This is a genomic window from Turicibacter sp. TJ11 (genome assembly GCF_021497505.1).
Lineage (GTDB): Bacteria > Bacillota_I > Bacilli_A > MOL361 > Turicibacteraceae > Turicibacter.
This window is the reverse complement of the sequence record NZ_CP069349.1, coordinates 2,135,001-2,161,322: the sequence shown is the minus strand read 5'-3', so window position 1 is coordinate 2,161,322 and position 26,322 is coordinate 2,135,001. Positions and strand designations below refer to the sequence as shown.

Here is a 26,322-nt window from a genome sequence, read left to right as displayed (position 1 = left end):
TGACGTTCTGTTTAGTTTTCAAAGAACTTCTCATCACCTTGTTTTGGCGACTTTATTAGTTTATCATGTCTCACTTTTTCTGTCAAACACTTTTTTAAACTTTTTTGTTTTTATTTTTGTCTGTCCGTTCCGACGACTTTATTATCTTACCATGATTGTCGAATGCTGTCAAATGATTTTTTTGAAATTTTATCATTTCTGTCGCTAAATGAATCGTTGGTTAGACTCTCAACTCAAACAAACAAAAAAAGCACCCTTGCGGTGCATCATCATCAATTGGAGCGGGTGAAGAGAATCGAACTCTCACAGTCAGCTTGGAAGGCTGAAGTTCTACCATTAAACTACACCCGCAGGTATTTAATGAAAGGCCCAGCGACGTCCTACTCTCGCACTTGCGTACTACCCTCGGCGCTAAGGAGCTTAACTGCTGTGTTCGGTATGGGAACAGGTGTGCCCTCCTTGCCATCATCACTAGACCTCTGAAAGATTCGTTAATCTTCCAAAACTAGATATCTTCTTCAGTTTCGTTGGTTAAGTCCTCGATCGATTAGTATCAGTCCGCTCCATGTGTCACCACACTTCCACTCCTGACCTATCCACCTCGTCGTCTTCAAGGGATCTTACTTCTTTCGAATGGGAAATCTCATCTTGAGGGGGGCTTCACGCTTAGATGCTTTCAGCGTTTATCCCGTCCACACGTAGCTACCCAGCGATGCTCCTGGCAGAACAACTGGTACACCAGCGGTGTGTCCATCCCGGTCCTCTCGTACTAAGGACAGCTCCTCTCAAATTTCCTACGCCCACGACGGATAGGGACCGAACTGTCTCACGACGTTCTGAACCCAGCTCGCGTACCGCTTTAATGGGCGAACAGCCCAACCCTTGGGACCGACTACAGCCCCAGGATGCGATGAGCCGACATCGAGGTGCCAAACCTCCCCGTCGATGTGAACTCTTGGGGGAGATCAGCCTGTTATCCCCGGGGTAGCTTTTATCCGTTGAGCGACGGCCCTTCCATTCGGTACCGCCGGATCACTAAGCCCGACTTTCGTCCCTGCTCGACTTGTAGGTCTCGCAGTCAAGCTCCCTTCTGCCTTTACACTCTTCGAATGATTTCCAACCATTCTGAGGGAACCTTTGGGCGCCTCCGTTACTCTTTGGGAGGCGACCGCCCCAGTCAAACTGCCCACCTGACACTGTTCCCTGACCCGATGAGGGCCACGGGTTAGAACCCCAGTAACACAAGGGTAGTATCCCAACAGCGACTCCACCAAGACTGGCGTCCTGGTTTCTTCGTCTCCTACCTATCCTGTACATGTGCCACCAGTGCTCAATATCAAGCTACAGTAAAGCTCCACGGGGTCTTTCCGTCCTGTCGCGGGTAACCTGCATCTTCACAGGTACTATGATTTCACCGAGTCTCTTGTTGAGACAGCGCCCAGATCGTTACGCCTTTCGTGCGGGTCGGAACTTACCCGACAAGGAATTTCGCTACCTTAGGACCGTTATAGTTACGGCCGCCGTTTACTGGGGCTTCAATTCAAAGCTTCGCTTGCGCTAACCTCTCCTCTTAACCTTCCAGCACCGGGCAGGCGTCAGCCCCTATACATCACCTTGCGGTTTAGCAGAGACCTGTGTTTTTGATAAACAGTCGCCTGGGCCTATTCACTGCGGCTTGCTTTCACAAGCACCCCTTCTCCCGAAGTTACGGGGTCATTTTGCCGAGTTCCTTAACAAGAGTTCTCTCGCTCATCTTAGGATTCTCTCCTCGCCTACCTGTGTCGGTTATCGGTACGGGCACTTACTAAATTAACCCTAGAAGCTTTTCTTGGAAGCGTGACGTCAGTTGACTTCGCCTATTGGCTTCGGCATCACAGCTCAATGTTATGCCATGCGGATTTGCCTACATGACCACCTCACTGCTTACACGTGAATCCATTCACACGCTCAACTTAGCCTTCTCCGTCACTCCATCAGTTTAATAAGTGGTACAGGAATATCAACCTGTTGTCCATCGGCTACGCCTTTCGGCCTCACCTTAGGTCCCGACTTACCCAGGGCGGACGAGCCTTCCCCTGGAAACCTTAGGCTTTCGATGGATAGGATTCTCACCTATCTTTCGCTACTCACACCGGCATTCTCACTTCTAACCGCTCCACAGCTCCTTCCGGTACTGCTTCTCCGCTGTTAGAACGCTCTCCTACCACTGACTCTAAAGTCAATCCGCAGCTTCGGCGGTCCGTTTAGCCCCGGTACATTTTCGGCGCAGAGTCACTCGACTAGTGAGCTATTACGCACTCTTTAAAGGATGGCTGCTTCTAAGCCAACCTCCTAGTTGTCTGTGCATCTCCACATCCTTTTCCACTTAACGGACACTTGGGGGCCTTAGCTGGCGGTCTGGGCTCTTTCCCTTTTGACCATGGACCTTATCACCCACAGTCTGACTCCCGATGATATCTATCTGGCATTCGGAGTTTGATTGAGATCAGTACCCCGAGGTGGGGCCATCACCCATTCAGTGCTCTACCTCCAGTAGACTTAACATCGAGGCTAGCCCTAAAGCTATTTCGGAGAGAACCAGCTATATCCGTGTTCGATTGGAATTTCACCCCTAGCCACAAGTCATCCAAGCACTTTTCAACGTGCCCTGGTTCGGCCCTCCAGTCAGTGTTACCTGACCTTCAGCCTGCTCATGGCTAGCTCACACGGTTTCGGGTCTACAACATCGTACTCATCGCCCTATTCAGACTCGCTTTCGCTACGGCTCCGCATCTTCTGCTTAACCTCGCACGATATCGTAACTCGCCGGTTCATTCTACAAAAGGCACGCCATCACCCATGAACGGGCTCTGACTAGTTGTAGGCACACGGTTTCAGGTTCTCTTTCACTCCCCTTCCGGGGTTCTTTTCACCTTTCCCTCACGGTACTGGTTCACTATCGGTCACTAGGTAGTATTTAGCCTTACGAGATGGTCCTCGTTGATTCCGACGGGATTCCACGTGTCCCGCCGTACTCAGGATTCCTTCCATGCATTTCACAATTTCACCTACGGGACTCTCACCCCCTACGGTTGGCCTTCCCAGACCATTCGGCTATCATGATTTGTCAATTCTGAAGGTCCTACAACCCCGGACAAGTCCGGTTTGGGCTCTTCCCACTTCGCTCGCCGCTACTACGGGAATCGATCTTTCTTTCTTTTCCTCCAGGTACTTAGATGTTTCAGTTCCCTGGGTCTGTCTCCAATCTGGCTATGTATTCACCAGATGGTGCTAGCGTATCACCACTAGCGGGTTTCCCCATTCGGATATCCCCGGATCAATGCTCACTTACAGCTCCCCGAGGCGTTTCGCCGTTTGTCGCGTCCTTCGTCGACTCCTAGTGCCAAGGCATCCTCCGTGCGCCCTTATTCACTTAACCTATTTTAAATCTATTGATTGTTTCTTCTGAATGAAGATATCTAGTTTTCAAAGATCAACCTTGGAAGAAATTCTTCCAAAACTAAACAGAACGTCGCTTTCTCCATAGAAAGGAGGTGATCCATCCCCACCTTCCGGTAGGGATACCTTGTTACGACTTCACCCCAATCATCTACCCCACCTTAGGCAGCTCCCTCCTTGCGGTTAGGCCACTGACTTCGGGTGTTGTAAACTCTCGTGGTGTGACGGGCGGTGTGTACAAGACCCGGGAACGTATTCACCGCGACATTCTGATTCGCGATTACTAGCGATTCCAACTTCATGTAGGCGAGTTGCAGCCTACAATCCGAACTGAGATTGGCTTTATGAGGTTTGCTCCACGTCACCGCTTCGCTTCTCTTTGTACCAACCATTGTAGCACGTGTGTAGCCCAGGTCATAAGGGGCATGATGATTTGACGTCATCCCCACCTTCCTCCAGTTTGTCACTGGCAGTCTCGTTAGAGTCCCCAACTGAATGCTGGCAACTAACGACAGGGGTTGCGCTCGTTGCGGGACTTAACCCAACATCTCACGACACGAGCTGACGACAACCATGCACCACCTGTATCCATTGTCCCCGAAGGGAAAATCCTATCTCTAGGACGGTCAACGGTATGTCAAGACCTGGTAAGGTTCTTCGCGTTGCTTCGAATTAAACCACATGCTCCACCGCTTGTGCGGGTCCCCGTCAATTCCTTTGAGTTTCAGTCTTGCGACCGTACTCCCCAGGCGGAGTGCTTAATGCGTTAACTTCAGCACTGAGGTTCGACCCCCAACACTTAGCACTCATCGTTTACGGCGTGGACTACCAGGGTATCTAATCCTGTTTGCTCCCCACGCTTTCGCGCCTCAGTGTCAGTTACAGACCAGGAAGCCGCCTTCGCCACTGGTGTTCCTCCATATCTCTACGCATTTCACCGCTACACATGGAATTCCACTTCCCTCTTCTGCACTCAAGTTGACCAGTTTCCAATGACCCTCCACGGTTAAGCCGTGGGCTTTCACATCAGACTTAATCAACCACCTGCGCGCTCTTTACGCCCAATAATTCCGGATAACGCTCGCCACCTACGTATTACCGCGGCTGCTGGCACGTAGTTAGCCGTGGCTTTCTCATAAGGTACCGTCACACTCTAGCCATTTCCTACTAAAGTCGTTCTTCCCTTATAACAGAATTTTACAACCCGAAGGCCTTCATCATTCACGCGGCGTTGCTCGGTCAGGCTTTCGCCCATTGCCGAAGATTCCCTACTGCTGCCTCCCGTAGGAGTCTGGGCCGTGTCTCAGTCCCAGTGTGGCCGTTCACCCTCTCAGGTCGGCTACGCATCGTCGCCTTGGTAGGCCGTTACCCTACCAACTAGCTAATGCGCCGCAGGCTCATCCATCAGCGGTGCCAGGAGCACCTTTAAACTTTCGTCCTATCCGGTATTAGCGATCGTTTCCAATCGTTGTCCCCGTCTGATGGGCAGATGACCTACGTGTTACTCACCCGTTCGCCGCTCACCACCGAAGTGGTTCGCTCGACTTGCATGTATTAGGCACGCCGCCAGCGTTCATCCTGAGCCAGGATCAAACTCTCCATATTAAATGTTTGTTTTTATCCTAAGCTTCTGTTCGAAACTTTATCTTAAAAGTAAATGTTTCTTGACGTTCTGTTTAGTTTTCAAAGAACTTCTCATCACCTTGTTTTGGCGACTTTATTAGTTTATCATGTCTCACTTTTTCTGTCAAACACTTTTTTAAACTTTTTTGTTTTTATTTTTGTCTGTCCGTTCCGACGACTTTATTATCTTACCATGATTGTCGAATGCTGTCAAATGATTTTTTTGAAATTTTATCATTTCTGTCGCTAAATGAATCGTTGGTTAGACTCTCAACTCAAACAAACAAAAAAAGCACCCTTGCGGTGCATCATCATCAATTGGAGCGGGTGAAGAGAATCGAACTCTCACAGTCAGCTTGGAAGGCTGAAGTTCTACCATTAAACTACACCCGCAGGTATTTAATGAAAGGCCCAGCGACGTCCTACTCTCGCACTTGCGTACTACCCTCGGCGCTAAGGAGCTTAACTGCTGTGTTCGGTATGGGAACAGGTGTGCCCTCCTTGCCATCATCACTAGACCTCTGAAAGATTCGTTAATCTTCCAAAACTAGATATCTTCTTCAGTTTCGTTGGTTAAGTCCTCGATCGATTAGTATCAGTCCGCTCCATGTGTCACCACACTTCCACTCCTGACCTATCCACCTCGTCGTCTTCAAGGGATCTTACTTCTTTCGAATGGGAAATCTCATCTTGAGGGGGGCTTCACGCTTAGATGCTTTCAGCGTTTATCCCGTCCACACGTAGCTACCCAGCGATGCTCCTGGCAGAACAACTGGTACACCAGCGGTGTGTCCATCCCGGTCCTCTCGTACTAAGGACAGCTCCTCTCAAATTTCCTACGCCCACGACGGATAGGGACCGAACTGTCTCACGACGTTCTGAACCCAGCTCGCGTACCGCTTTAATGGGCGAACAGCCCAACCCTTGGGACCGACTACAGCCCCAGGATGCGATGAGCCGACATCGAGGTGCCAAACCTCCCCGTCGATGTGAACTCTTGGGGGAGATCAGCCTGTTATCCCCGGGGTAGCTTTTATCCGTTGAGCGACGGCCCTTCCATTCGGTACCGCCGGATCACTAAGCCCGACTTTCGTCCCTGCTCGACTTGTAGGTCTCGCAGTCAAGCTCCCTTCTGCCTTTACACTCTTCGAATGATTTCCAACCATTCTGAGGGAACCTTTGGGCGCCTCCGTTACTCTTTGGGAGGCGACCGCCCCAGTCAAACTGCCCACCTGACACTGTTCCCTGACCCGATGAGGGCCACGGGTTAGAACCCCAGTAACACAAGGGTAGTATCCCAACAGCGACTCCACCAAGACTGGCGTCCTGGTTTCTTCGTCTCCTACCTATCCTGTACATGTGCCACCAGTGCTCAATATCAAGCTACAGTAAAGCTCCACGGGGTCTTTCCGTCCTGTCGCGGGTAACCTGCATCTTCACAGGTACTATGATTTCACCGAGTCTCTTGTTGAGACAGCGCCCAGATCGTTACGCCTTTCGTGCGGGTCGGAACTTACCCGACAAGGAATTTCGCTACCTTAGGACCGTTATAGTTACGGCCGCCGTTTACTGGGGCTTCAATTCAAAGCTTCGCTTGCGCTAACCTCTCCTCTTAACCTTCCAGCACCGGGCAGGCGTCAGCCCCTATACATCACCTTGCGGTTTAGCAGAGACCTGTGTTTTTGATAAACAGTCGCCTGGGCCTATTCACTGCGGCTTGCTTTCACAAGCACCCCTTCTCCCGAAGTTACGGGGTCATTTTGCCGAGTTCCTTAACAAGAGTTCTCTCGCTCATCTTAGGATTCTCTCCTCGCCTACCTGTGTCGGTTATCGGTACGGGCACTTACTAAATTAACCCTAGAAGCTTTTCTTGGAAGCGTGACGTCAGTTGACTTCGCCTATTGGCTTCGGCATCACAGCTCAATGTTATGCCATGCGGATTTGCCTACATGACCACCTCACTGCTTACACGTGAATCCATTCACACGCTCAACTTAGCCTTCTCCGTCACTCCATCAGTTTAATAAGTGGTACAGGAATATCAACCTGTTGTCCATCGGCTACGCCTTTCGGCCTCACCTTAGGTCCCGACTTACCCAGGGCGGACGAGCCTTCCCCTGGAAACCTTAGGCTTTCGATGGATAGGATTCTCACCTATCTTTCGCTACTCACACCGGCATTCTCACTTCTAACCGCTCCACAGCTCCTTCCGGTACTGCTTCTCCGCTGTTAGAACGCTCTCCTACCACTGACTCTAAAGTCAATCCGCAGCTTCGGCGGTCCGTTTAGCCCCGGTACATTTTCGGCGCAGAGTCACTCGACTAGTGAGCTATTACGCACTCTTTAAAGGATGGCTGCTTCTAAGCCAACCTCCTAGTTGTCTGTGCATCTCCACATCCTTTTCCACTTAACGGACACTTGGGGGCCTTAGCTGGCGGTCTGGGCTCTTTCCCTTTTGACCATGGACCTTATCACCCACAGTCTGACTCCCGATGATATCTATCTGGCATTCGGAGTTTGATTGAGATCAGTACCCCGAGGTGGGGCCATCACCCATTCAGTGCTCTACCTCCAGTAGACTTAACATCGAGGCTAGCCCTAAAGCTATTTCGGAGAGAACCAGCTATATCCGTGTTCGATTGGAATTTCACCCCTAGCCACAAGTCATCCAAGCACTTTTCAACGTGCCCTGGTTCGGCCCTCCAGTCAGTGTTACCTGACCTTCAGCCTGCTCATGGCTAGCTCACACGGTTTCGGGTCTACAACATCGTACTCATCGCCCTATTCAGACTCGCTTTCGCTACGGCTCCGCATCTTCTGCTTAACCTCGCACGATATCGTAACTCGCCGGTTCATTCTACAAAAGGCACGCCATCACCCATGAACGGGCTCTGACTAGTTGTAGGCACACGGTTTCAGGTTCTCTTTCACTCCCCTTCCGGGGTTCTTTTCACCTTTCCCTCACGGTACTGGTTCACTATCGGTCACTAGGTAGTATTTAGCCTTACGAGATGGTCCTCGTTGATTCCGACGGGATTCCACGTGTCCCGCCGTACTCAGGATTCCTTCCATGCATTTCACAATTTCACCTACGGGACTCTCACCCCCTACGGTTGGCCTTCCCAGACCATTCGGCTATCATGATTTGTCAATTCTGAAGGTCCTACAACCCCGGACAAGTCCGGTTTGGGCTCTTCCCACTTCGCTCGCCGCTACTACGGGAATCGATCTTTCTTTCTTTTCCTCCAGGTACTTAGATGTTTCAGTTCCCTGGGTCTGTCTCCAATCTGGCTATGTATTCACCAGATGGTGCTAGCGTATCACCACTAGCGGGTTTCCCCATTCGGATATCCCCGGATCAATGCTCACTTACAGCTCCCCGAGGCGTTTCGCCGTTTGTCGCGTCCTTCGTCGACTCCTAGTGCCAAGGCATCCTCCGTGCGCCCTTATTCACTTAACCTATTTTAAATCTATTGATTGTTTCTTCTGAATGAAGATATCTAGTTTTCAAAGATCAACCTTGGAAGAAATTCTTCCAAAACTAAACAGAACGTCGCTTTCTCCATAGAAAGGAGGTGATCCATCCCCACCTTCCGGTAGGGATACCTTGTTACGACTTCACCCCAATCATCTACCCCACCTTAGGCAGCTCCCTCCTTGCGGTTAGGCCACTGACTTCGGGTGTTGTAAACTCTCGTGGTGTGACGGGCGGTGTGTACAAGACCCGGGAACGTATTCACCGCGACATTCTGATTCGCGATTACTAGCGATTCCAACTTCATGTAGGCGAGTTGCAGCCTACAATCCGAACTGAGATTGGCTTTATGAGGTTTGCTCCACGTCACCGCTTCGCTTCTCTTTGTACCAACCATTGTAGCACGTGTGTAGCCCAGGTCATAAGGGGCATGATGATTTGACGTCATCCCCACCTTCCTCCAGTTTGTCACTGGCAGTCTCGTTAGAGTCCCCAACTGAATGCTGGCAACTAACGACAGGGGTTGCGCTCGTTGCGGGACTTAACCCAACATCTCACGACACGAGCTGACGACAACCATGCACCACCTGTATCCATTGTCCCCGAAGGGAAAATCCTATCTCTAGGACGGTCAACGGTATGTCAAGACCTGGTAAGGTTCTTCGCGTTGCTTCGAATTAAACCACATGCTCCACCGCTTGTGCGGGTCCCCGTCAATTCCTTTGAGTTTCAGTCTTGCGACCGTACTCCCCAGGCGGAGTGCTTAATGCGTTAACTTCAGCACTGAGGTTCGACCCCCAACACTTAGCACTCATCGTTTACGGCGTGGACTACCAGGGTATCTAATCCTGTTTGCTCCCCACGCTTTCGCGCCTCAGTGTCAGTTACAGACCAGGAAGCCGCCTTCGCCACTGGTGTTCCTCCATATCTCTACGCATTTCACCGCTACACATGGAATTCCACTTCCCTCTTCTGCACTCAAGTTGACCAGTTTCCAATGACCCTCCACGGTTAAGCCGTGGGCTTTCACATCAGACTTAATCAACCACCTGCGCGCTCTTTACGCCCAATAATTCCGGATAACGCTCGCCACCTACGTATTACCGCGGCTGCTGGCACGTAGTTAGCCGTGGCTTTCTCATAAGGTACCGTCACACTCTAGCCATTTCCTACTAAAGTCGTTCTTCCCTTATAACAGAATTTTACAACCCGAAGGCCTTCATCATTCACGCGGCGTTGCTCGGTCAGGCTTTCGCCCATTGCCGAAGATTCCCTACTGCTGCCTCCCGTAGGAGTCTGGGCCGTGTCTCAGTCCCAGTGTGGCCGTTCACCCTCTCAGGTCGGCTACGCATCGTCGCCTTGGTAGGCCGTTACCCTACCAACTAGCTAATGCGCCGCAGGCTCATCCATCAGCGGTGCCAGGAGCACCTTTAAACTTTCGTCCTATCCGGTATTAGCGATCGTTTCCAATCGTTGTCCCCGTCTGATGGGCAGATGACCTACGTGTTACTCACCCGTTCGCCGCTCACCACCGAAGTGGTTCGCTCGACTTGCATGTATTAGGCACGCCGCCAGCGTTCATCCTGAGCCAGGATCAAACTCTCCATATTAAATGTTTGTTTTTATCCTAAGCTTCTGTTCGAAACTTTATCTTAAAAGTAAATGTTTCTTGACGTTCTGTTTAGTTTTCAAAGAACTTCTCATCACCTTGTTTTGGCGACTTTATTAGTTTATCATGTCTCACTTTTTCTGTCAAACACTTTTTTAAACTTTTTTGTTTTTATTTTTGTCTGTCCGTTCCGACGACTTTATTATCTTACCATGATTGTCGAATGCTGTCAAATGATTTTTTTGAAATTTTATCATTTCTGTCGCTAAATGAATCGTTGGTTAGACTCTCAACTCAAACAAACAAAAAAAGCACCCTTGCGGTGCATCATCATCAATTGGAGCGGGTGAAGAGAATCGAACTCTCACAGTCAGCTTGGAAGGCTGAAGTTCTACCATTAAACTACACCCGCAGGTATTTAATGAAAGGCCCAGCGACGTCCTACTCTCGCACTTGCGTACTACCCTCGGCGCTAAGGAGCTTAACTGCTGTGTTCGGTATGGGAACAGGTGTGCCCTCCTTGCCATCATCACTAGACCTCTGAAAGATTCGTTAATCTTCCAAAACTAGATATCTTCTTCAGTTTCGTTGGTTAAGTCCTCGATCGATTAGTATCAGTCCGCTCCATGTGTCACCACACTTCCACTCCTGACCTATCCACCTCGTCGTCTTCAAGGGATCTTACTTCTTTCGAATGGGAAATCTCATCTTGAGGGGGGCTTCACGCTTAGATGCTTTCAGCGTTTATCCCGTCCACACGTAGCTACCCAGCGATGCTCCTGGCAGAACAACTGGTACACCAGCGGTGTGTCCATCCCGGTCCTCTCGTACTAAGGACAGCTCCTCTCAAATTTCCTACGCCCACGACGGATAGGGACCGAACTGTCTCACGACGTTCTGAACCCAGCTCGCGTACCGCTTTAATGGGCGAACAGCCCAACCCTTGGGACCGACTACAGCCCCAGGATGCGATGAGCCGACATCGAGGTGCCAAACCTCCCCGTCGATGTGAACTCTTGGGGGAGATCAGCCTGTTATCCCCGGGGTAGCTTTTATCCGTTGAGCGACGGCCCTTCCATTCGGTACCGCCGGATCACTAAGCCCGACTTTCGTCCCTGCTCGACTTGTAGGTCTCGCAGTCAAGCTCCCTTCTGCCTTTACACTCTTCGAATGATTTCCAACCATTCTGAGGGAACCTTTGGGCGCCTCCGTTACTCTTTGGGAGGCGACCGCCCCAGTCAAACTGCCCACCTGACACTGTTCCCTGACCCGATGAGGGCCACGGGTTAGAACCCCAGTAACACAAGGGTAGTATCCCAACAGCGACTCCACCAAGACTGGCGTCCTGGTTTCTTCGTCTCCTACCTATCCTGTACATGTGCCACCAGTGCTCAATATCAAGCTACAGTAAAGCTCCACGGGGTCTTTCCGTCCTGTCGCGGGTAACCTGCATCTTCACAGGTACTATGATTTCACCGAGTCTCTTGTTGAGACAGCGCCCAGATCGTTACGCCTTTCGTGCGGGTCGGAACTTACCCGACAAGGAATTTCGCTACCTTAGGACCGTTATAGTTACGGCCGCCGTTTACTGGGGCTTCAATTCAAAGCTTCGCTTGCGCTAACCTCTCCTCTTAACCTTCCAGCACCGGGCAGGCGTCAGCCCCTATACATCACCTTGCGGTTTAGCAGAGACCTGTGTTTTTGATAAACAGTCGCCTGGGCCTATTCACTGCGGCTTGCTTTCACAAGCACCCCTTCTCCCGAAGTTACGGGGTCATTTTGCCGAGTTCCTTAACAAGAGTTCTCTCGCTCATCTTAGGATTCTCTCCTCGCCTACCTGTGTCGGTTATCGGTACGGGCACTTACTAAATTAACCCTAGAAGCTTTTCTTGGAAGCGTGACGTCAGTTGACTTCGCCTATTGGCTTCGGCATCACAGCTCAATGTTATGCCATGCGGATTTGCCTACATGACCACCTCACTGCTTACACGTGAATCCATTCACACGCTCAACTTAGCCTTCTCCGTCACTCCATCAGTTTAATAAGTGGTACAGGAATATCAACCTGTTGTCCATCGGCTACGCCTTTCGGCCTCACCTTAGGTCCCGACTTACCCAGGGCGGACGAGCCTTCCCCTGGAAACCTTAGGCTTTCGATGGATAGGATTCTCACCTATCTTTCGCTACTCACACCGGCATTCTCACTTCTAACCGCTCCACAGCTCCTTCCGGTACTGCTTCTCCGCTGTTAGAACGCTCTCCTACCACTGACTCTAAAGTCAATCCGCAGCTTCGGCGGTCCGTTTAGCCCCGGTACATTTTCGGCGCAGAGTCACTCGACTAGTGAGCTATTACGCACTCTTTAAAGGATGGCTGCTTCTAAGCCAACCTCCTAGTTGTCTGTGCATCTCCACATCCTTTTCCACTTAACGGACACTTGGGGGCCTTAGCTGGCGGTCTGGGCTCTTTCCCTTTTGACCATGGACCTTATCACCCACAGTCTGACTCCCGATGATATCTATCTGGCATTCGGAGTTTGATTGAGATCAGTACCCCGAGGTGGGGCCATCACCCATTCAGTGCTCTACCTCCAGTAGACTTAACATCGAGGCTAGCCCTAAAGCTATTTCGGAGAGAACCAGCTATATCCGTGTTCGATTGGAATTTCACCCCTAGCCACAAGTCATCCAAGCACTTTTCAACGTGCCCTGGTTCGGCCCTCCAGTCAGTGTTACCTGACCTTCAGCCTGCTCATGGCTAGCTCACACGGTTTCGGGTCTACAACATCGTACTCATCGCCCTATTCAGACTCGCTTTCGCTACGGCTCCGCATCTTCTGCTTAACCTCGCACGATATCGTAACTCGCCGGTTCATTCTACAAAAGGCACGCCATCACCCATGAACGGGCTCTGACTAGTTGTAGGCACACGGTTTCAGGTTCTCTTTCACTCCCCTTCCGGGGTTCTTTTCACCTTTCCCTCACGGTACTGGTTCACTATCGGTCACTAGGTAGTATTTAGCCTTACGAGATGGTCCTCGTTGATTCCGACGGGATTCCACGTGTCCCGCCGTACTCAGGATTCCTTCCATGCATTTCACAATTTCACCTACGGGACTCTCACCCCCTACGGTTGGCCTTCCCAGACCATTCGGCTATCATGATTTGTCAATTCTGAAGGTCCTACAACCCCGGACAAGTCCGGTTTGGGCTCTTCCCACTTCGCTCGCCGCTACTACGGGAATCGATCTTTCTTTCTTTTCCTCCAGGTACTTAGATGTTTCAGTTCCCTGGGTCTGTCTCCAATCTGGCTATGTATTCACCAGATGGTGCTAGCGTATCACCACTAGCGGGTTTCCCCATTCGGATATCCCCGGATCAATGCTCACTTACAGCTCCCCGAGGCGTTTCGCCGTTTGTCGCGTCCTTCGTCGACTCCTAGTGCCAAGGCATCCTCCGTGCGCCCTTATTCACTTAACCTATTTTAAATCTATTGATTGTTTCTTCTGAATGAAGATATCTAGTTTTCAAAGATCAACCTTGGAAGAAATTCTTCCAAAACTAAACAGAACGTCGCTTTCTCCATAGAAAGGAGGTGATCCATCCCCACCTTCCGGTAGGGATACCTTGTTACGACTTCACCCCAATCATCTACCCCACCTTAGGCAGCTCCCTCCTTGCGGTTAGGCCACTGACTTCGGGTGTTGTAAACTCTCGTGGTGTGACGGGCGGTGTGTACAAGACCCGGGAACGTATTCACCGCGACATTCTGATTCGCGATTACTAGCGATTCCAACTTCATGTAGGCGAGTTGCAGCCTACAATCCGAACTGAGATTGGCTTTATGAGGTTTGCTCCACGTCACCGCTTCGCTTCTCTTTGTACCAACCATTGTAGCACGTGTGTAGCCCAGGTCATAAGGGGCATGATGATTTGACGTCATCCCCACCTTCCTCCAGTTTGTCACTGGCAGTCTCGTTAGAGTCCCCAACTGAATGCTGGCAACTAACGACAGGGGTTGCGCTCGTTGCGGGACTTAACCCAACATCTCACGACACGAGCTGACGACAACCATGCACCACCTGTATCCATTGTCCCCGAAGGGAAAATCCTATCTCTAGGACGGTCAACGGTATGTCAAGACCTGGTAAGGTTCTTCGCGTTGCTTCGAATTAAACCACATGCTCCACCGCTTGTGCGGGTCCCCGTCAATTCCTTTGAGTTTCAGTCTTGCGACCGTACTCCCCAGGCGGAGTGCTTAATGCGTTAACTTCAGCACTGAGGTTCGACCCCCAACACTTAGCACTCATCGTTTACGGCGTGGACTACCAGGGTATCTAATCCTGTTTGCTCCCCACGCTTTCGCGCCTCAGTGTCAGTTACAGACCAGGAAGCCGCCTTCGCCACTGGTGTTCCTCCATATCTCTACGCATTTCACCGCTACACATGGAATTCCACTTCCCTCTTCTGCACTCAAGTTGACCAGTTTCCAATGACCCTCCACGGTTAAGCCGTGGGCTTTCACATCAGACTTAATCAACCACCTGCGCGCTCTTTACGCCCAATAATTCCGGATAACGCTCGCCACCTACGTATTACCGCGGCTGCTGGCACGTAGTTAGCCGTGGCTTTCTCATAAGGTACCGTCACACTCTAGCCATTTCCTACTAAAGTCGTTCTTCCCTTATAACAGAATTTTACAACCCGAAGGCCTTCATCATTCACGCGGCGTTGCTCGGTCAGGCTTTCGCCCATTGCCGAAGATTCCCTACTGCTGCCTCCCGTAGGAGTCTGGGCCGTGTCTCAGTCCCAGTGTGGCCGTTCACCCTCTCAGGTCGGCTACGCATCGTCGCCTTGGTAGGCCGTTACCCTACCAACTAGCTAATGCGCCGCAGGCTCATCCATCAGCGGTGCCAGGAGCACCTTTAAACTTTCGTCCTATCCGGTATTAGCGATCGTTTCCAATCGTTGTCCCCGTCTGATGGGCAGATGACCTACGTGTTACTCACCCGTTCGCCGCTCACCACCGAAGTGGTTCGCTCGACTTGCATGTATTAGGCACGCCGCCAGCGTTCATCCTGAGCCAGGATCAAACTCTCCATATTAAATGTTTGTTTTTATCCTAAGCTTCTGTTCGAAACTTTATCTTAAAAGTAAATGTTTCTTGACGTTCTGTTTAGTTTTCAAAGAACTTCTCATCACCTTGTTTTGGCGACTTTATTAGTTTATCATGTCTCACTTTTTCTGTCAAACACTTTTTTAAACTTTTTTGTTTTTATTTTTGTCTGTCCGTTCCGACGACTTTATTATCTTACCATGATTGTCGAATGCTGTCAAATGATTTTTTTGAAATTTTATCATTTCTGTCGCTAAATGAATCGTTGGTTAGACTCTCAACTCAAACAAACAAAAAAAGCACCCTTGCGGTGCATCATCATCAATTGGAGCGGGTGAAGAGAATCGAACTCTCACAGTCAGCTTGGAAGGCTGAAGTTCTACCATTAAACTACACCCGCAGGTATTTAATGAAAGGCCCAGCGACGTCCTACTCTCGCACTTGCGTACTACCCTCGGCGCTAAGGAGCTTAACTGCTGTGTTCGGTATGGGAACAGGTGTGCCCTCCTTGCCATCATCACTAGACCTCTGAAAGATTCGTTAATCTTCCAAAACTAGATATCTTCTTCAGTTTCGTTGGTTAAGTCCTCGATCGATTAGTATCAGTCCGCTCCATGTGTCACCACACTTCCACTCCTGACCTATCCACCTCGTCGTCTTCAAGGGATCTTACTTCTTTCGAATGGGAAATCTCATCTTGAGGGGGGCTTCACGCTTAGATGCTTTCAGCGTTTATCCCGTCCACACGTAGCTACCCAGCGATGCTCCTGGCAGAACAACTGGTACACCAGCGGTGTGTCCATCCCGGTCCTCTCGTACTAAGGACAGCTCCTCTCAAATTTCCTACGCCCACGACGGATAGGGACCGAACTGTCTCACGACGTTCTGAACCCAGCTCGCGTACCGCTTTAATGGGCGAACAGCCCAACCCTTGGGACCGACTACAGCCCCAGGATGCGATGAGCCGACATCGAGGTGCCAAACCTCCCCGTCGATGTGAACTCTTGGGGGAGATCAGCCTGTTATCCCCGGGGTAGCTTTTATCCGTTGAGCGACGGCCCTTCCATTCGGTACCGCCGGATCACTAAGCCCGACTTTCGTCCCTGCTCGACTTGTAGGTCTCGCAGTCAAGCTCCCTTCTGCCTTTACACTCTTCGAATGATTTCCAACCATTCTGAGGGAACCTTTGGGCGCCTCCGTTACTCTTTGGGAGGCGACCGCCCCAGTCAAACTGCCCACCTGACACTGTTCCCTGACCCGATGAGGGCCACGGGTTAGAACCCCAGTAACACAAGGGTAGTATCCCAACAGCGACTCCACCAAGACTGGCGTCCTGGTTTCTTCGTCTCCTACCTATCCTGTACATGTGCCACCAGTGCTCAATATCAAGCTACAGTAAAGCTCCACGGGGTCTTTCCGTCCTGTCGCGGGTAACCTGCATCTTCACAGGTACTATGATTTCACCGAGTCTCTTGTTGAGACAGCGCCCAGATCGTTACGCCTTTCGTGCGGGTCGGAACTTACCCGACAAGGAATTTCGCTACCTTAGGACCGTTATAGTTACGGCCGCCGTTTACTGGGGCTTCAATTCAAAGCTTCGCTTGCGCTAACCTCTCCTCTTAACCTTCCAGCACCGGGCAGGCGTCAGCCCCTATACATCACCTTGCGGTTTAGCAGAGACCTGTGTTTTTGATAAACAGTCGCCTGGGCCTATTCACTGCGGCTTGCTTTCACAAGCACCCCTTCTCCCGAAGTTACGGGGTCATTTTGCCGAGTTCCTTAACAAGAGTTCTCTCGCTCATCTTAGGATTCTCTCCTCGCCTACCTGTGTCGGTTATCGGTACGGGCACTTACTAAATTAACCCTAGAAGCTTTTCTTGGAAGCGTGACGTCAGTTGACTTCGCCTATTGGCTTCGGCATCACAGCTCAATGTTATGCCATGCGGATTTGCCTACATGACCACCTCACTGCTTACACGTGAATCCATTCACACGCTCAACTTAGCCTTCTCCGTCACTCCATCAGTTTAATAAGTGGTACAGGAATATCAACCTGTTGTCCATCGGCTACGCCTTTCGGCCTCACCTTAGGTCCCGACTTACCCAGGGCGGACGAGCCTTCCCCTGGAAACCTTAGGCTTTCGATGGATAGGATTCTCACCTATCTTTCGCTACTCACACCGGCATTCTCACTTCTAACCGCTCCACAGCTCCTTCCGGTACTGCTTCTCCGCTGTTAGAACGCTCTCCTACCACTGACTCTAAAGTCAATCCGCAGCTTCGGCGGTCCGTTTAGCCCCGGTACATTTTCGGCGCAGAGTCACTCGACTAGTGAGCTATTACGCACTCTTTAAAGGATGGCTGCTTCTAAGCCAACCTCCTAGTTGTCTGTGCATCTCCACATCCTTTTCCACTTAACGGACACTTGGGGGCCTTAGCTGGCGGTCTGGGCTCTTTCCCTTTTGACCATGGACCTTATCACCCACAGTCTGACTCCCGATGATATCTATCTGGCATTCGGAGTTTGATTGAGATCAGTACCCCGAGGTGGGGCCATCACCCATTCAGTGCTCTACCTCCAGTAGACTTAACATCGAGGCTAGCCCTAAAGCTATTTCGGAGAGAACCAGCTATATCCGTGTTCGATTGGAATTTCACCCCTAGCCACAAGTCATCCAAGCACTTTTCAACGTGCCCTGGTTCGGCCCTCCAGTCAGTGTTACCTGACCTTCAGCCTGCTCATGGCTAGCTCACACGGTTTCGGGTCTACAACATCGTACTCATCGCCCTATTCAGACTCGCTTTCGCTACGGCTCCGCATCTTCTGCTTAACCTCGCACGATATCGTAACTCGCCGGTTCATTCTACAAAAGGCACGCCATCACCCATGAACGGGCTCTGACTAGTTGTAGGCACACGGTTTCAGGTTCTCTTTCACTCCCCTTCCGGGGTTCTTTTCACCTTTCCCTCACGGTACTGGTTCACTATCGGTCACTAGGTAGTATTTAGCCTTACGAGATGGTCCTCGTTGATTCCGACGGGATTCCACGTGTCCCGCCGTACTCAGGATTCCTTCCATGCATTTCACAATTTCACCTACGGGACTCTCACCCCCTACGGTTGGCCTTCCCAGACCATTCGGCTATCATGATTTGTCAATTCTGAAGGTCCTACAACCCCGGACAAGTCCGGTTTGGGCTCTTCCCACTTCGCTCGCCGCTACTACGGGAATCGATCTTTCTTTCTTTTCCTCCAGGTACTTAGATGTTTCAGTTCCCTGGGTCTGTCTCCAATCTGGCTATGTATTCACCAGATGGTGCTAGCGTATCACCACTAGCGGGTTTCCCCATTCGGATATCCCCGGATCAATGCTCACTTACAGCTCCCCGAGGCGTTTCGCCGTTTGTCGCGTCCTTCGTCGACTCCTAGTGCCAAGGCATCCTCCGTGCGCCCTTATTCACTTAACCTATTTTAAATCTATTGATTGTTTCTTCTGAATGAAGATATCTAGTTTTCAAAGATCAACCTTGGAAGAAATTCTTCCAAAACTAAACAGAACGTCGCTTTCTCCATAGAAAGGAGGTGATCCATCCCCACCTTCCGGTAGGGATACCTTGTTACGACTTCACCCCAATCATCTACCCCACCTTAGGCAGCTCCCTCCTTGCGGTTAGGCCACTGACTTCGGGTGTTGTAAACTCTCGTGGTGTGACGGGCGGTGTGTACAAGACCCGGGAACGTATTCACCGCGACATTCTGATTCGCGATTACTAGCGATTCCAACTTCATGTAGGCGAGTTGCAGCCTACAATCCGAACTGAGATTGGCTTTATGAGGTTTGCTCCACGTCACCGCTTCGCTTCTCTTTGTACCAACCATTGTAGCACGTGTGTAGCCCAGGTCATAAGGGGCATGATGATTTGACGTCATCCCCACCTTCCTCCAGTTTGTCACTGGCAGTCTCGTTAGAGTCCCCAACTGAATGCTGGCAACTAACGACAGGGGTTGCGCTCGTTGCGGGACTTAACCCAACATCTCACGACACGAGCTGACGACAACCATGCACCACCTGTATCCATTGTCCCCGAAGGGAAAATCCTATCTCTAGGACGGTCAACGGTATGTCAAGACCTGGTAAGGTTCTTCGCGTTGCTTCGAATTAAACCACATGCTCCACCGCTTGTGCGGGTCCCCGTCAATTCCTTTGAGTTTCAGTCTTGCGACCGTACTCCCCAGGCGGAGTGCTTAATGCGTTAACTTCAGCACTGAGGTTCGACCCCCAACACTTAGCACTCATCGTTTACGGCGTGGACTACCAGGGTATCTAATCCTGTTTGCTCCCCACGCTTTCGCGCCTCAGTGTCAGTTACAGACCAGGAAGCCGCCTTCGCCACTGGTGTTCCTCCATATCTCTACGCATTTCACCGCTACACATGGAATTCCACTTCCCTCTTCTGCACTCAAGTTGACCAGTTTCCAATGACCCTCCACGGTTAAGCCGTGGGCTTTCACATCAGACTTAATCAACCACCTGCGCGCTCTTTACGCCCAATAATTCCGGATAACGCTCGCCACCTACGTATTACCGCGGCTGCTGGCACGTAGTTAGCCGTGGCTTTCTCATAAGGTACCGTCACACTCTAGCCATTTCCTACTAAAGTCGTTCTTCCCTTATAACAGAATTTTACAACCCGAAGGCCTTCATCATTCACGCGGCGTTGCTCGGTCAGGCTTTCGCCCATTGCCGAAGATTCCCTACTGCTGCCTCCCGTAGGAGTCTGGGCCGTGTCTCAGTCCCAGTGTGGCCGTTCACCCTCTCAGGTCGGCTACGCATCGTCGCCTTGGTAGGCCGTTACCCTACCAACTAGCTAATGCGCCGCAGGCTCATCCATCAGCGGTGCCAGGAGCACCTTTAAACTTTCGTCCTATCCGGTATTAGCGATCGTTTCCAATCGTTGTCCCCGTCTGATGGGCAGATGACCTACGTGTTACTCACCCGTTCGCCGCTCACCACCGAAGTGGTTCGCTCGACTTGCATGTATTAGGCACGCCGCCAGCGTTCATCCTGAGCCAGGATCAAACTCTCCATATTAAATGTTTGTTTTTATCCTAAGCTTCTGTTCGAAACTTTATCTTAAAAGTAAATGTTTCTTGACGTTCTGTTTAGTTTTCAAAGAACTTCTCATCACCTTGTTTTGGCGACTTTATTAGTTTATCATGTCTCACTTTTTCTGTCAAACACTTTTTTAAACTTTTTTGTTTTTATTTTTGTCTGTCCGTTCCGACGACTTTATTATCTTACCATGATTGTCGAATGCTGTCAAATGATTTTTTTGAAATTTTATCATTTCTGTCGCTAAATGAATCGTTGGTTAGACTCTCAACTCAAACAAACAAAAAAAGCACCCTTGCGGTGCATCATCATCAATTGGAGCGGGTGAAGAGAATCGAACTCTCACAGTCAGCTTGGAAGGCTGAAGTTCTACCATTAAACTACACCCGCAGGTATTTAATGAAAGGCCCAGCGACGTCCTACTCTCGCACTTGCGTACTACCCTCGGCGCTAAGGAGCTTAACTGCTGTGTTCGGTATGGGAACAGGTGTGCCCTCCTTGCCATCATCACTAGACCTCTGAAAGATTCGTTAATCTTCCAAAACTAGATATCTTCTTCAGTTTCGTTGGTTAAGTCCTCGATCGATTAGTATCAGTCCGCTCCATGTGTCACCACACTTCCACTCCTGACCTATCCACCTCGTCGTCTTCAAGGGATCTTACTTCTTTCGAATGGGAAATCTCATCTTGAGGGGGGCTTCACGCTTAGATGCTTTCAGCGTTTATCCCGTCCACACGTAGCTACCCAGCGATGCTCCTGGCAGAACAACTGGTACACCAGCGGTGTGTCCATCCCGGTCCTCTCGTACTAAGGACAGCTCCTCTCAAATTTCCTACGCCCACGACGGATAGGGACCGAACTGTCTCACGACGTTCTGAACCCAGCTCGCGTACCGCTTTAATGGGCGAACAGCCCAACCCTTGGGACCGACTACAGCCCCAGGATGCGATGAGCCGACATCGAGGTGCCAAACCTCCCCGTCGATGTGAACTCTTGGGGGAGATCAGCCTGTTATCCCCGGGGTAGCTTTTATCCGTTGAGCGACGGCCCTTCCATTCGGTACCGCCGGATCACTAAGCCCGACTTTCGTCCCTGCTCGACTTGTAGGTCTCGCAGTCAAGCTCCCTTCTGCCTTTACACTCTTCGAATGATTTCCAACCATTCTGAGGGAACCTTTGGGCGCCTCCGTTACTCTTTGGGAGGCGACCGCCCCAGTCAAACTGCCCACCTGACACTGTTCCCTGACCCGATGAGGGCCACGGGTTAGAACCCCAGTAACACAAGGGTAGTATCCCAACAGCGACTCCACCAAGACTGGCGTCCTGGTTTCTTCGTCTCCTACCTATCCTGTACATGTGCCACCAGTGCTCAATATCAAGCTACAGTAAAGCTCCACGGGGTCTTTCCGTCCTGTCGCGGGTAACCTGCATCTTCACAGGTACTATGATTTCACCGAGTCTCTTGTTGAGACAGCGCCCAGATCGTTACGCCTTTCGTGCGGGTCGGAACTTACCCGACAAGGAATTTCGCTACCTTAGGACCGTTATAGTTACGGCCGCCGTTTACTGGGGCTTCAATTCAAAGCTTCGCTTGCGCTAACCTCTCCTCTTAACCTTCCAGCACCGGGCAGGCGTCAGCCCCTATACATCACCTTGCGGTTTAGCAGAGACCTGTGTTTTTGATAAACAGTCGCCTGGGCCTATTCACTGCGGCTTGCTTTCACAAGCACCCCTTCTCCCGAAGTTACGGGGTCATTTTGCCGAGTTCCTTAACAAGAGTTCTCTCGCTCATCTTAGGATTCTCTCCTCGCCTACCTGTGTCGGTTATCGGTACGGGCACTTACTAAATTAACCCTAGAAGCTTTTCTTGGAAGCGTGACGTCAGTTGACTTCGCCTATTGGCTTCGGCATCACAGCTCAATGTTATGCCATGCGGATTTGCCTACATGACCACCTCACTGCTTACACGTGAATCCATTCACACGCTCAACTTAGCCTTCTCCGTCACTCCATCAGTTTAATAAGTGGTACAGGAATATCAACCTGTTGTCCATCGGCTACGCCTTTCGGCCTCACCTTAGGTCCCGACTTACCCAGGGCGGACGAGCCTTCCCCTGGAAACCTTAGGCTTTCGATGGATAGGATTCTCACCTATCTTTCGCTACTCACACCGGCATTCTCACTTCTAACCGCTCCACAGCTCCTTCCGGTACTGCTTCTCCGCTGTTAGAACGCTCTCCTACCACTGACTCTAAAGTCAATCCGCAGCTTCGGCGGTCCGTTTAGCCCCGGTACATTTTCGGCGCAGAGTCACTCGACTAGTGAGCTATTACGCACTCTTTAAAGGATGGCTGCTTCTAAGCCAACCTCCTAGTTGTCTGTGCATCTCCACATCCTTTTCCACTTAACGGACACTTGGGGGCCTTAGCTGGCGGTCTGGGCTCTTTCCCTTTTGACCATGGACCTTATCACCCACAGTCTGACTCCCGATGATATCTATCTGGCATTCGGAGTTTGATTGAGATCAGTACCCCGAGGTGGGGCCATCACCCATTCAGTGCTCTACCTCCAGTAGACTTAACATCGAGGCTAGCCCTAAAGCTATTTCGGAGAGAACCAGCTATATCCGTGTTCGATTGGAATTTCACCCCTAGCCACAAGTCATCCAAGCACTTTTCAACGTGCCCTGGTTCGGCCCTCCAGTCAGTGTTACCTGACCTTCAGCCTGCTCATGGCTAGCTCACACGGTTTCGGGTCTACAACATCGTACTCATCGCCCTATTCAGACTCGCTTTCGCTACGGCTCCGCATCTTCTGCTTAACCTCGCACGATATCGTAACTCGCCGGTTCATTCTACAAAAGGCACGCCATCACCCATGAACGGGCTCTGACTAGTTGTAGGCACACGGTTTCAGGTTCTCTTTCACTCCCCTTCCGGGGTTCTTTTCACCTTTCCCTCACGGTACTGGTTCACTATCGGTCACTAGGTAGTATTTAGCCTTACGAGATGGTCCTCGTTGATTCCGACGGGATTCCACGTGTCCCGCCGTACTCAGGATTCCTTCCATGCATTTCACAATTTCACCTACGGGACTCTCACCCCCTACGGTTGGCCTTCCCAGACCATTCGGCTATCATGATTTGTCAATTCTGAAGGTCCTACAACCCCGGACAAGTCCGGTTTGGGCTCTTCCCACTTCGCTCGCCGCTACTACGGGAATCGATCTTTCTTTCTTTTCCTCCAGGTACTTAGATGTTTCAGTTCCCTGGGTCTGTCTCCAATCTGGCTATGTATTCACCAGATGGTGCTAGCGTATCACCACTAGCGGGTTTCCCCATTCGGATATCCCCGGATCAATGCTCACTTACAGCTCCCCGAGGCGTTTCGCCGTTTGTCGCGTCCTTCGTCGACTCCTAGTGCCAAGGCATCCTCCGTGCGCCCTTATTCACTTAACCTATTTTAAATCTATTGATTGTTTCTTCTGAATGAAGATATCTAGTTTTCAAAGATCAAGGTTTTTGGTGGAGACTAGGGGGATCGAACCCCTGACCTCCTGCGTGCAAGGCAGGCGCTCTCCCAGCTGAGCTAAGTCCCCTTGGGTATTTTTTTTAATGGTCGGGAAGACAGGATTCGAACCTGCGACCCCCTGGTCCCAAACCAGGTGCTCTACCAAGCTGAGCCACTTCCCGTTTTATGGCGCGCCCAAGAGGAGTCGAACCCCTAACCTTTTGATCCGTAGTCAAACGCTCTATCCAATTGAGCTATGGGCGCTTTTTAAGTTGGTGCCTAGGGCCGGAATCGAACCGGCACGGGTGTCACCACCCGCAGGATTTTAAGTCCTGTGCGTCTACCAGTTCCGCCACCCAGGCATTTTTTATTTCAAGGCACGCACCTTATCTTTTCATAAAAATGGTGTCCTGCAGAGGACTCGAACCTCTGACCCTCTGATTAAAAGTCAGATGCTCTACCAACTGAGCTAGCAGGACATCATTGGCTGGGCTAGCTGGATTCGAACCAGCGCATGACGGAGTCAAAGTCCGTTGCCTTACCGCTTGGCTATAGCCCATCATTTAAGTGGTGGTGGGGGACGGATTCGAACCGCCGAACTCGGAGAGAGCGGATTTACAGTCCGCCGCGTTTAGCCACTTCGCTACCCCACCAACTGGTGCCGGAAGCAGGACTTGAACCCGCAACCTACTGATTACAAGTCAGTTGCTCTACCAATTGAGCTATTCCGGCTGTTATTTAATTATGGTGGAGGATGACGGGCTCGAACCGCCGACCCTCTGCTTGTAAGGCAGATGCTCTCCCAGCTGAGCTAATCCTCCACTTAATGGTGACCCGTACGGGATTCGAACCCGTGTATGCATGCGTGAAAGGCATGTGTGTTAAACCGCTTCACCAACGGGCCATTAAGTTTATTTAATGGCGCCCCAACTAGGACTCGAACCTAGGACCCCTTGATTAACAGTCAAGTGCTCTAACCAACTGAGCTATTGAGGCATTTATTCGGCCCAGCGACGTCCTACTCTCGCACTTGCGTACTACCCTCGGCGCTAAGGAGCTTAACTGCTGTGTTCGGTATGGGAACAGGTGTGCCCTCCTTGCCATCATCACTAGACCTCTGAAAGATTCGTTAATCTTCCAAAACTAGATATCTTCTTCAGTTTCGTTGGTTAAGTCCTCGATCGATTAGTATCAGTCCGCTCCATGTGTCACCACACTTCCACTCCTGACCTATCCACCTCGTCGTCTTCAAGGGATCTTACTTCTTTCGAATGGGAAATCTCATCTTGAGGGGGGCTTCACGCTTAGATGCTTTCAGCGTTTATCCCGTCCACACGTAGCTACCCAGCGATGCTCCTGGCAGAACAACTGGTACACCAGCGGTGTGTCCATCCCGGTCCTCTCGTACTAAGGACAGCTCCTCTCAAATTTCCTACGCCCACGACGGATAGGGACCGAACTGTCTCACGACGTTCTGAACCCAGCTCGCGTACCGCTTTAATGGGCGAACAGCCCAACCCTTGGGACCGACTACAGCCCCAGGATGCGATGAGCCGACATCGAGGTGCCAAACCTCCCCGTCGATGTGAACTCTTGGGGGAGATCAGCCTGTTATCCCCGGGGTAGCTTTTATCCGTTGAGCGACGGCCCTTCCATTCGGTACCGCCGGATCACTAAGCCCGACTTTCGTCCCTGCTCGACTTGTAGGTCTCGCAGTCAAGCTCCCTTCTGCCTTTACACTCTTCGAATGATTTCCAACCATTCTGAGGGAACCTTTGGGCGCCTCCGTTACTCTTTGGGAGGCGACCGCCCCAGTCAAACTGCCCACCTGACACTGTTCCCTGACCCGATGAGGGCCACGGGTTAGAACCCCAGTAACACAAGGGTAGTATCCCAACAGCGACTCCACCAAGACTGGCGTCCTGGTTTCTTCGTCTCCTACCTATCCTGTACATGTGCCACCAGTGCTCAATATCAAGCTACAGTAAAGCTCCACGGGGTCTTTCCGTCCTGTCGCGGGTAACCTGCATCTTCACAGGTACTATGATTTCACCGAGTCTCTTGTTGAGACAGCGCCCAGATCGTTACGCCTTTCGTGCGGGTCGGAACTTACCCGACAAGGAATTTCGCTACCTTAGGACCGTTATAGTTACGGCCGCCGTTTACTGGGGCTTCAATTCAAAGCTTCGCTTGCGCTAACCTCTCCTCTTAACCTTCCAGCACCGGGCAGGCGTCAGCCCCTATACATCACCTTGCGGTTTAGCAGAGACCTGTGTTTTTGATAAACAGTCGCCTGGGCCTATTCACTGCGGCTTGCTTTCACAAGCACCCCTTCTCCCGAAGTTACGGGGTCATTTTGCCGAGTTCCTTAACAAGAGTTCTCTCGCTCATCTTAGGATTCTCTCCTCGCCTACCTGTGTCGGTTATCGGTACGGGCACT

16 tRNA genes and 16 rRNA genes (1 of these 32 cut by a window edge) are annotated in these 26,322 nt (G+C 51.0%); all 32 read right to left on the bottom strand.

Annotated features, from left to right (window positions below):
- Positions 1-277: 277 nt before the first annotated feature.
- Positions 278-351: transfer RNA gene (locus tag JRC48_RS10330), tRNA-Gly, on the bottom strand.
- 16 nt (positions 352-367) lie between these two features.
- Positions 368-476: ribosomal RNA gene (rrf, locus tag JRC48_RS10325) — 5S ribosomal RNA — on the bottom strand.
- 51 nt (positions 477-527) lie between these two features.
- Positions 528-3,418, bottom strand: a 23S ribosomal RNA gene (locus JRC48_RS10320).
- A gap of 108 nt (positions 3,419-3,526) precedes the next feature.
- A 16S ribosomal RNA gene (locus JRC48_RS10315) occupies positions 3,527-5,043 on the bottom strand.
- A gap of 337 nt (positions 5,044-5,380) precedes the next feature.
- Positions 5,381-5,454, bottom strand: a tRNA-Gly gene (locus tag JRC48_RS10310).
- A 16-nt stretch (positions 5,455-5,470) separates the two neighbouring features.
- Positions 5,471-5,579, bottom strand: a 5S ribosomal RNA gene (gene rrf / locus JRC48_RS10305).
- Positions 5,580-5,630: 51 nt separating this feature from the next.
- A 23S ribosomal RNA gene (locus tag JRC48_RS10300) occupies positions 5,631-8,521 on the bottom strand.
- Positions 8,522-8,629: 108 nt separating this feature from the next.
- Positions 8,630-10,146: ribosomal RNA gene (locus JRC48_RS10295) — 16S ribosomal RNA — on the bottom strand.
- Between the two features lie 337 nt (positions 10,147-10,483).
- Positions 10,484-10,557, bottom strand: a tRNA-Gly gene (locus JRC48_RS10290).
- A gap of 16 nt (positions 10,558-10,573) precedes the next feature.
- Positions 10,574-10,682: ribosomal RNA gene (gene rrf, locus JRC48_RS10285) — 5S ribosomal RNA — on the bottom strand.
- A gap of 51 nt (positions 10,683-10,733) precedes the next feature.
- Positions 10,734-13,624 (bottom strand): 23S ribosomal RNA (locus JRC48_RS10280).
- 108 nt (positions 13,625-13,732) lie between these two features.
- A 16S ribosomal RNA gene (locus tag JRC48_RS10275) occupies positions 13,733-15,249 on the bottom strand.
- 337 nt (positions 15,250-15,586) lie between these two features.
- Positions 15,587-15,660: transfer RNA gene (locus JRC48_RS10270), tRNA-Gly, on the bottom strand.
- A gap of 16 nt (positions 15,661-15,676) precedes the next feature.
- Positions 15,677-15,785 (bottom strand): 5S ribosomal RNA (gene rrf, locus JRC48_RS10265).
- Positions 15,786-15,836: 51 nt separating this feature from the next.
- Positions 15,837-18,727, bottom strand: a 23S ribosomal RNA gene (locus JRC48_RS10260).
- Between the two features lie 108 nt (positions 18,728-18,835).
- Positions 18,836-20,352, bottom strand: a 16S ribosomal RNA gene (locus JRC48_RS10255).
- A 337-nt stretch (positions 20,353-20,689) separates the two neighbouring features.
- Positions 20,690-20,763: transfer RNA gene (locus tag JRC48_RS10250), tRNA-Gly, on the bottom strand.
- A 16-nt stretch (positions 20,764-20,779) separates the two neighbouring features.
- Positions 20,780-20,888 (bottom strand): 5S ribosomal RNA (gene rrf / locus JRC48_RS10245).
- 51 nt (positions 20,889-20,939) lie between these two features.
- A 23S ribosomal RNA gene (locus JRC48_RS10240) occupies positions 20,940-23,830 on the bottom strand.
- Between the two features lie 64 nt (positions 23,831-23,894).
- Positions 23,895-23,970: transfer RNA gene (locus JRC48_RS10235), tRNA-Ala, on the bottom strand.
- 17 nt (positions 23,971-23,987) lie between these two features.
- Positions 23,988-24,064 (bottom strand) — tRNA-Pro (locus JRC48_RS10230).
- Between the two features lie 5 nt (positions 24,065-24,069).
- Positions 24,070-24,146 (bottom strand) — tRNA-Arg (locus JRC48_RS10225).
- A 9-nt stretch (positions 24,147-24,155) separates the two neighbouring features.
- Positions 24,156-24,244: transfer RNA gene (locus tag JRC48_RS10220), tRNA-Leu, on the bottom strand.
- A 41-nt stretch (positions 24,245-24,285) separates the two neighbouring features.
- A tRNA-Lys gene (locus JRC48_RS10215) sits at positions 24,286-24,361 on the bottom strand.
- Positions 24,362-24,366: 5 nt separating this feature from the next.
- A tRNA-Gln gene (locus tag JRC48_RS10210) sits at positions 24,367-24,441 on the bottom strand.
- A gap of 9 nt (positions 24,442-24,450) precedes the next feature.
- A tRNA-Tyr gene (locus JRC48_RS10205) sits at positions 24,451-24,535 on the bottom strand.
- A gap of 3 nt (positions 24,536-24,538) precedes the next feature.
- Positions 24,539-24,614: transfer RNA gene (locus JRC48_RS10200), tRNA-Thr, on the bottom strand.
- 13 nt (positions 24,615-24,627) lie between these two features.
- Positions 24,628-24,703, bottom strand: a tRNA-Val gene (locus JRC48_RS10195).
- Positions 24,704-24,709: 6 nt separating this feature from the next.
- Positions 24,710-24,786, bottom strand: a tRNA-Glu gene (locus JRC48_RS10190).
- Between the two features lie 15 nt (positions 24,787-24,801).
- Positions 24,802-24,878: transfer RNA gene (locus JRC48_RS10185), tRNA-Asn, on the bottom strand.
- Between the two features lie 9 nt (positions 24,879-24,887).
- A 5S ribosomal RNA gene (gene rrf, locus JRC48_RS10180) occupies positions 24,888-24,996 on the bottom strand.
- A gap of 51 nt (positions 24,997-25,047) precedes the next feature.
- A 23S ribosomal RNA gene (locus JRC48_RS10175) occupies positions 25,048-26,322 on the bottom strand (it continues 1,616 nt past the right edge of the window).
- Together the 16S, 23S and 5S rRNA genes with 16 tRNA genes alongside form the textbook arrangement of a ribosomal RNA operon.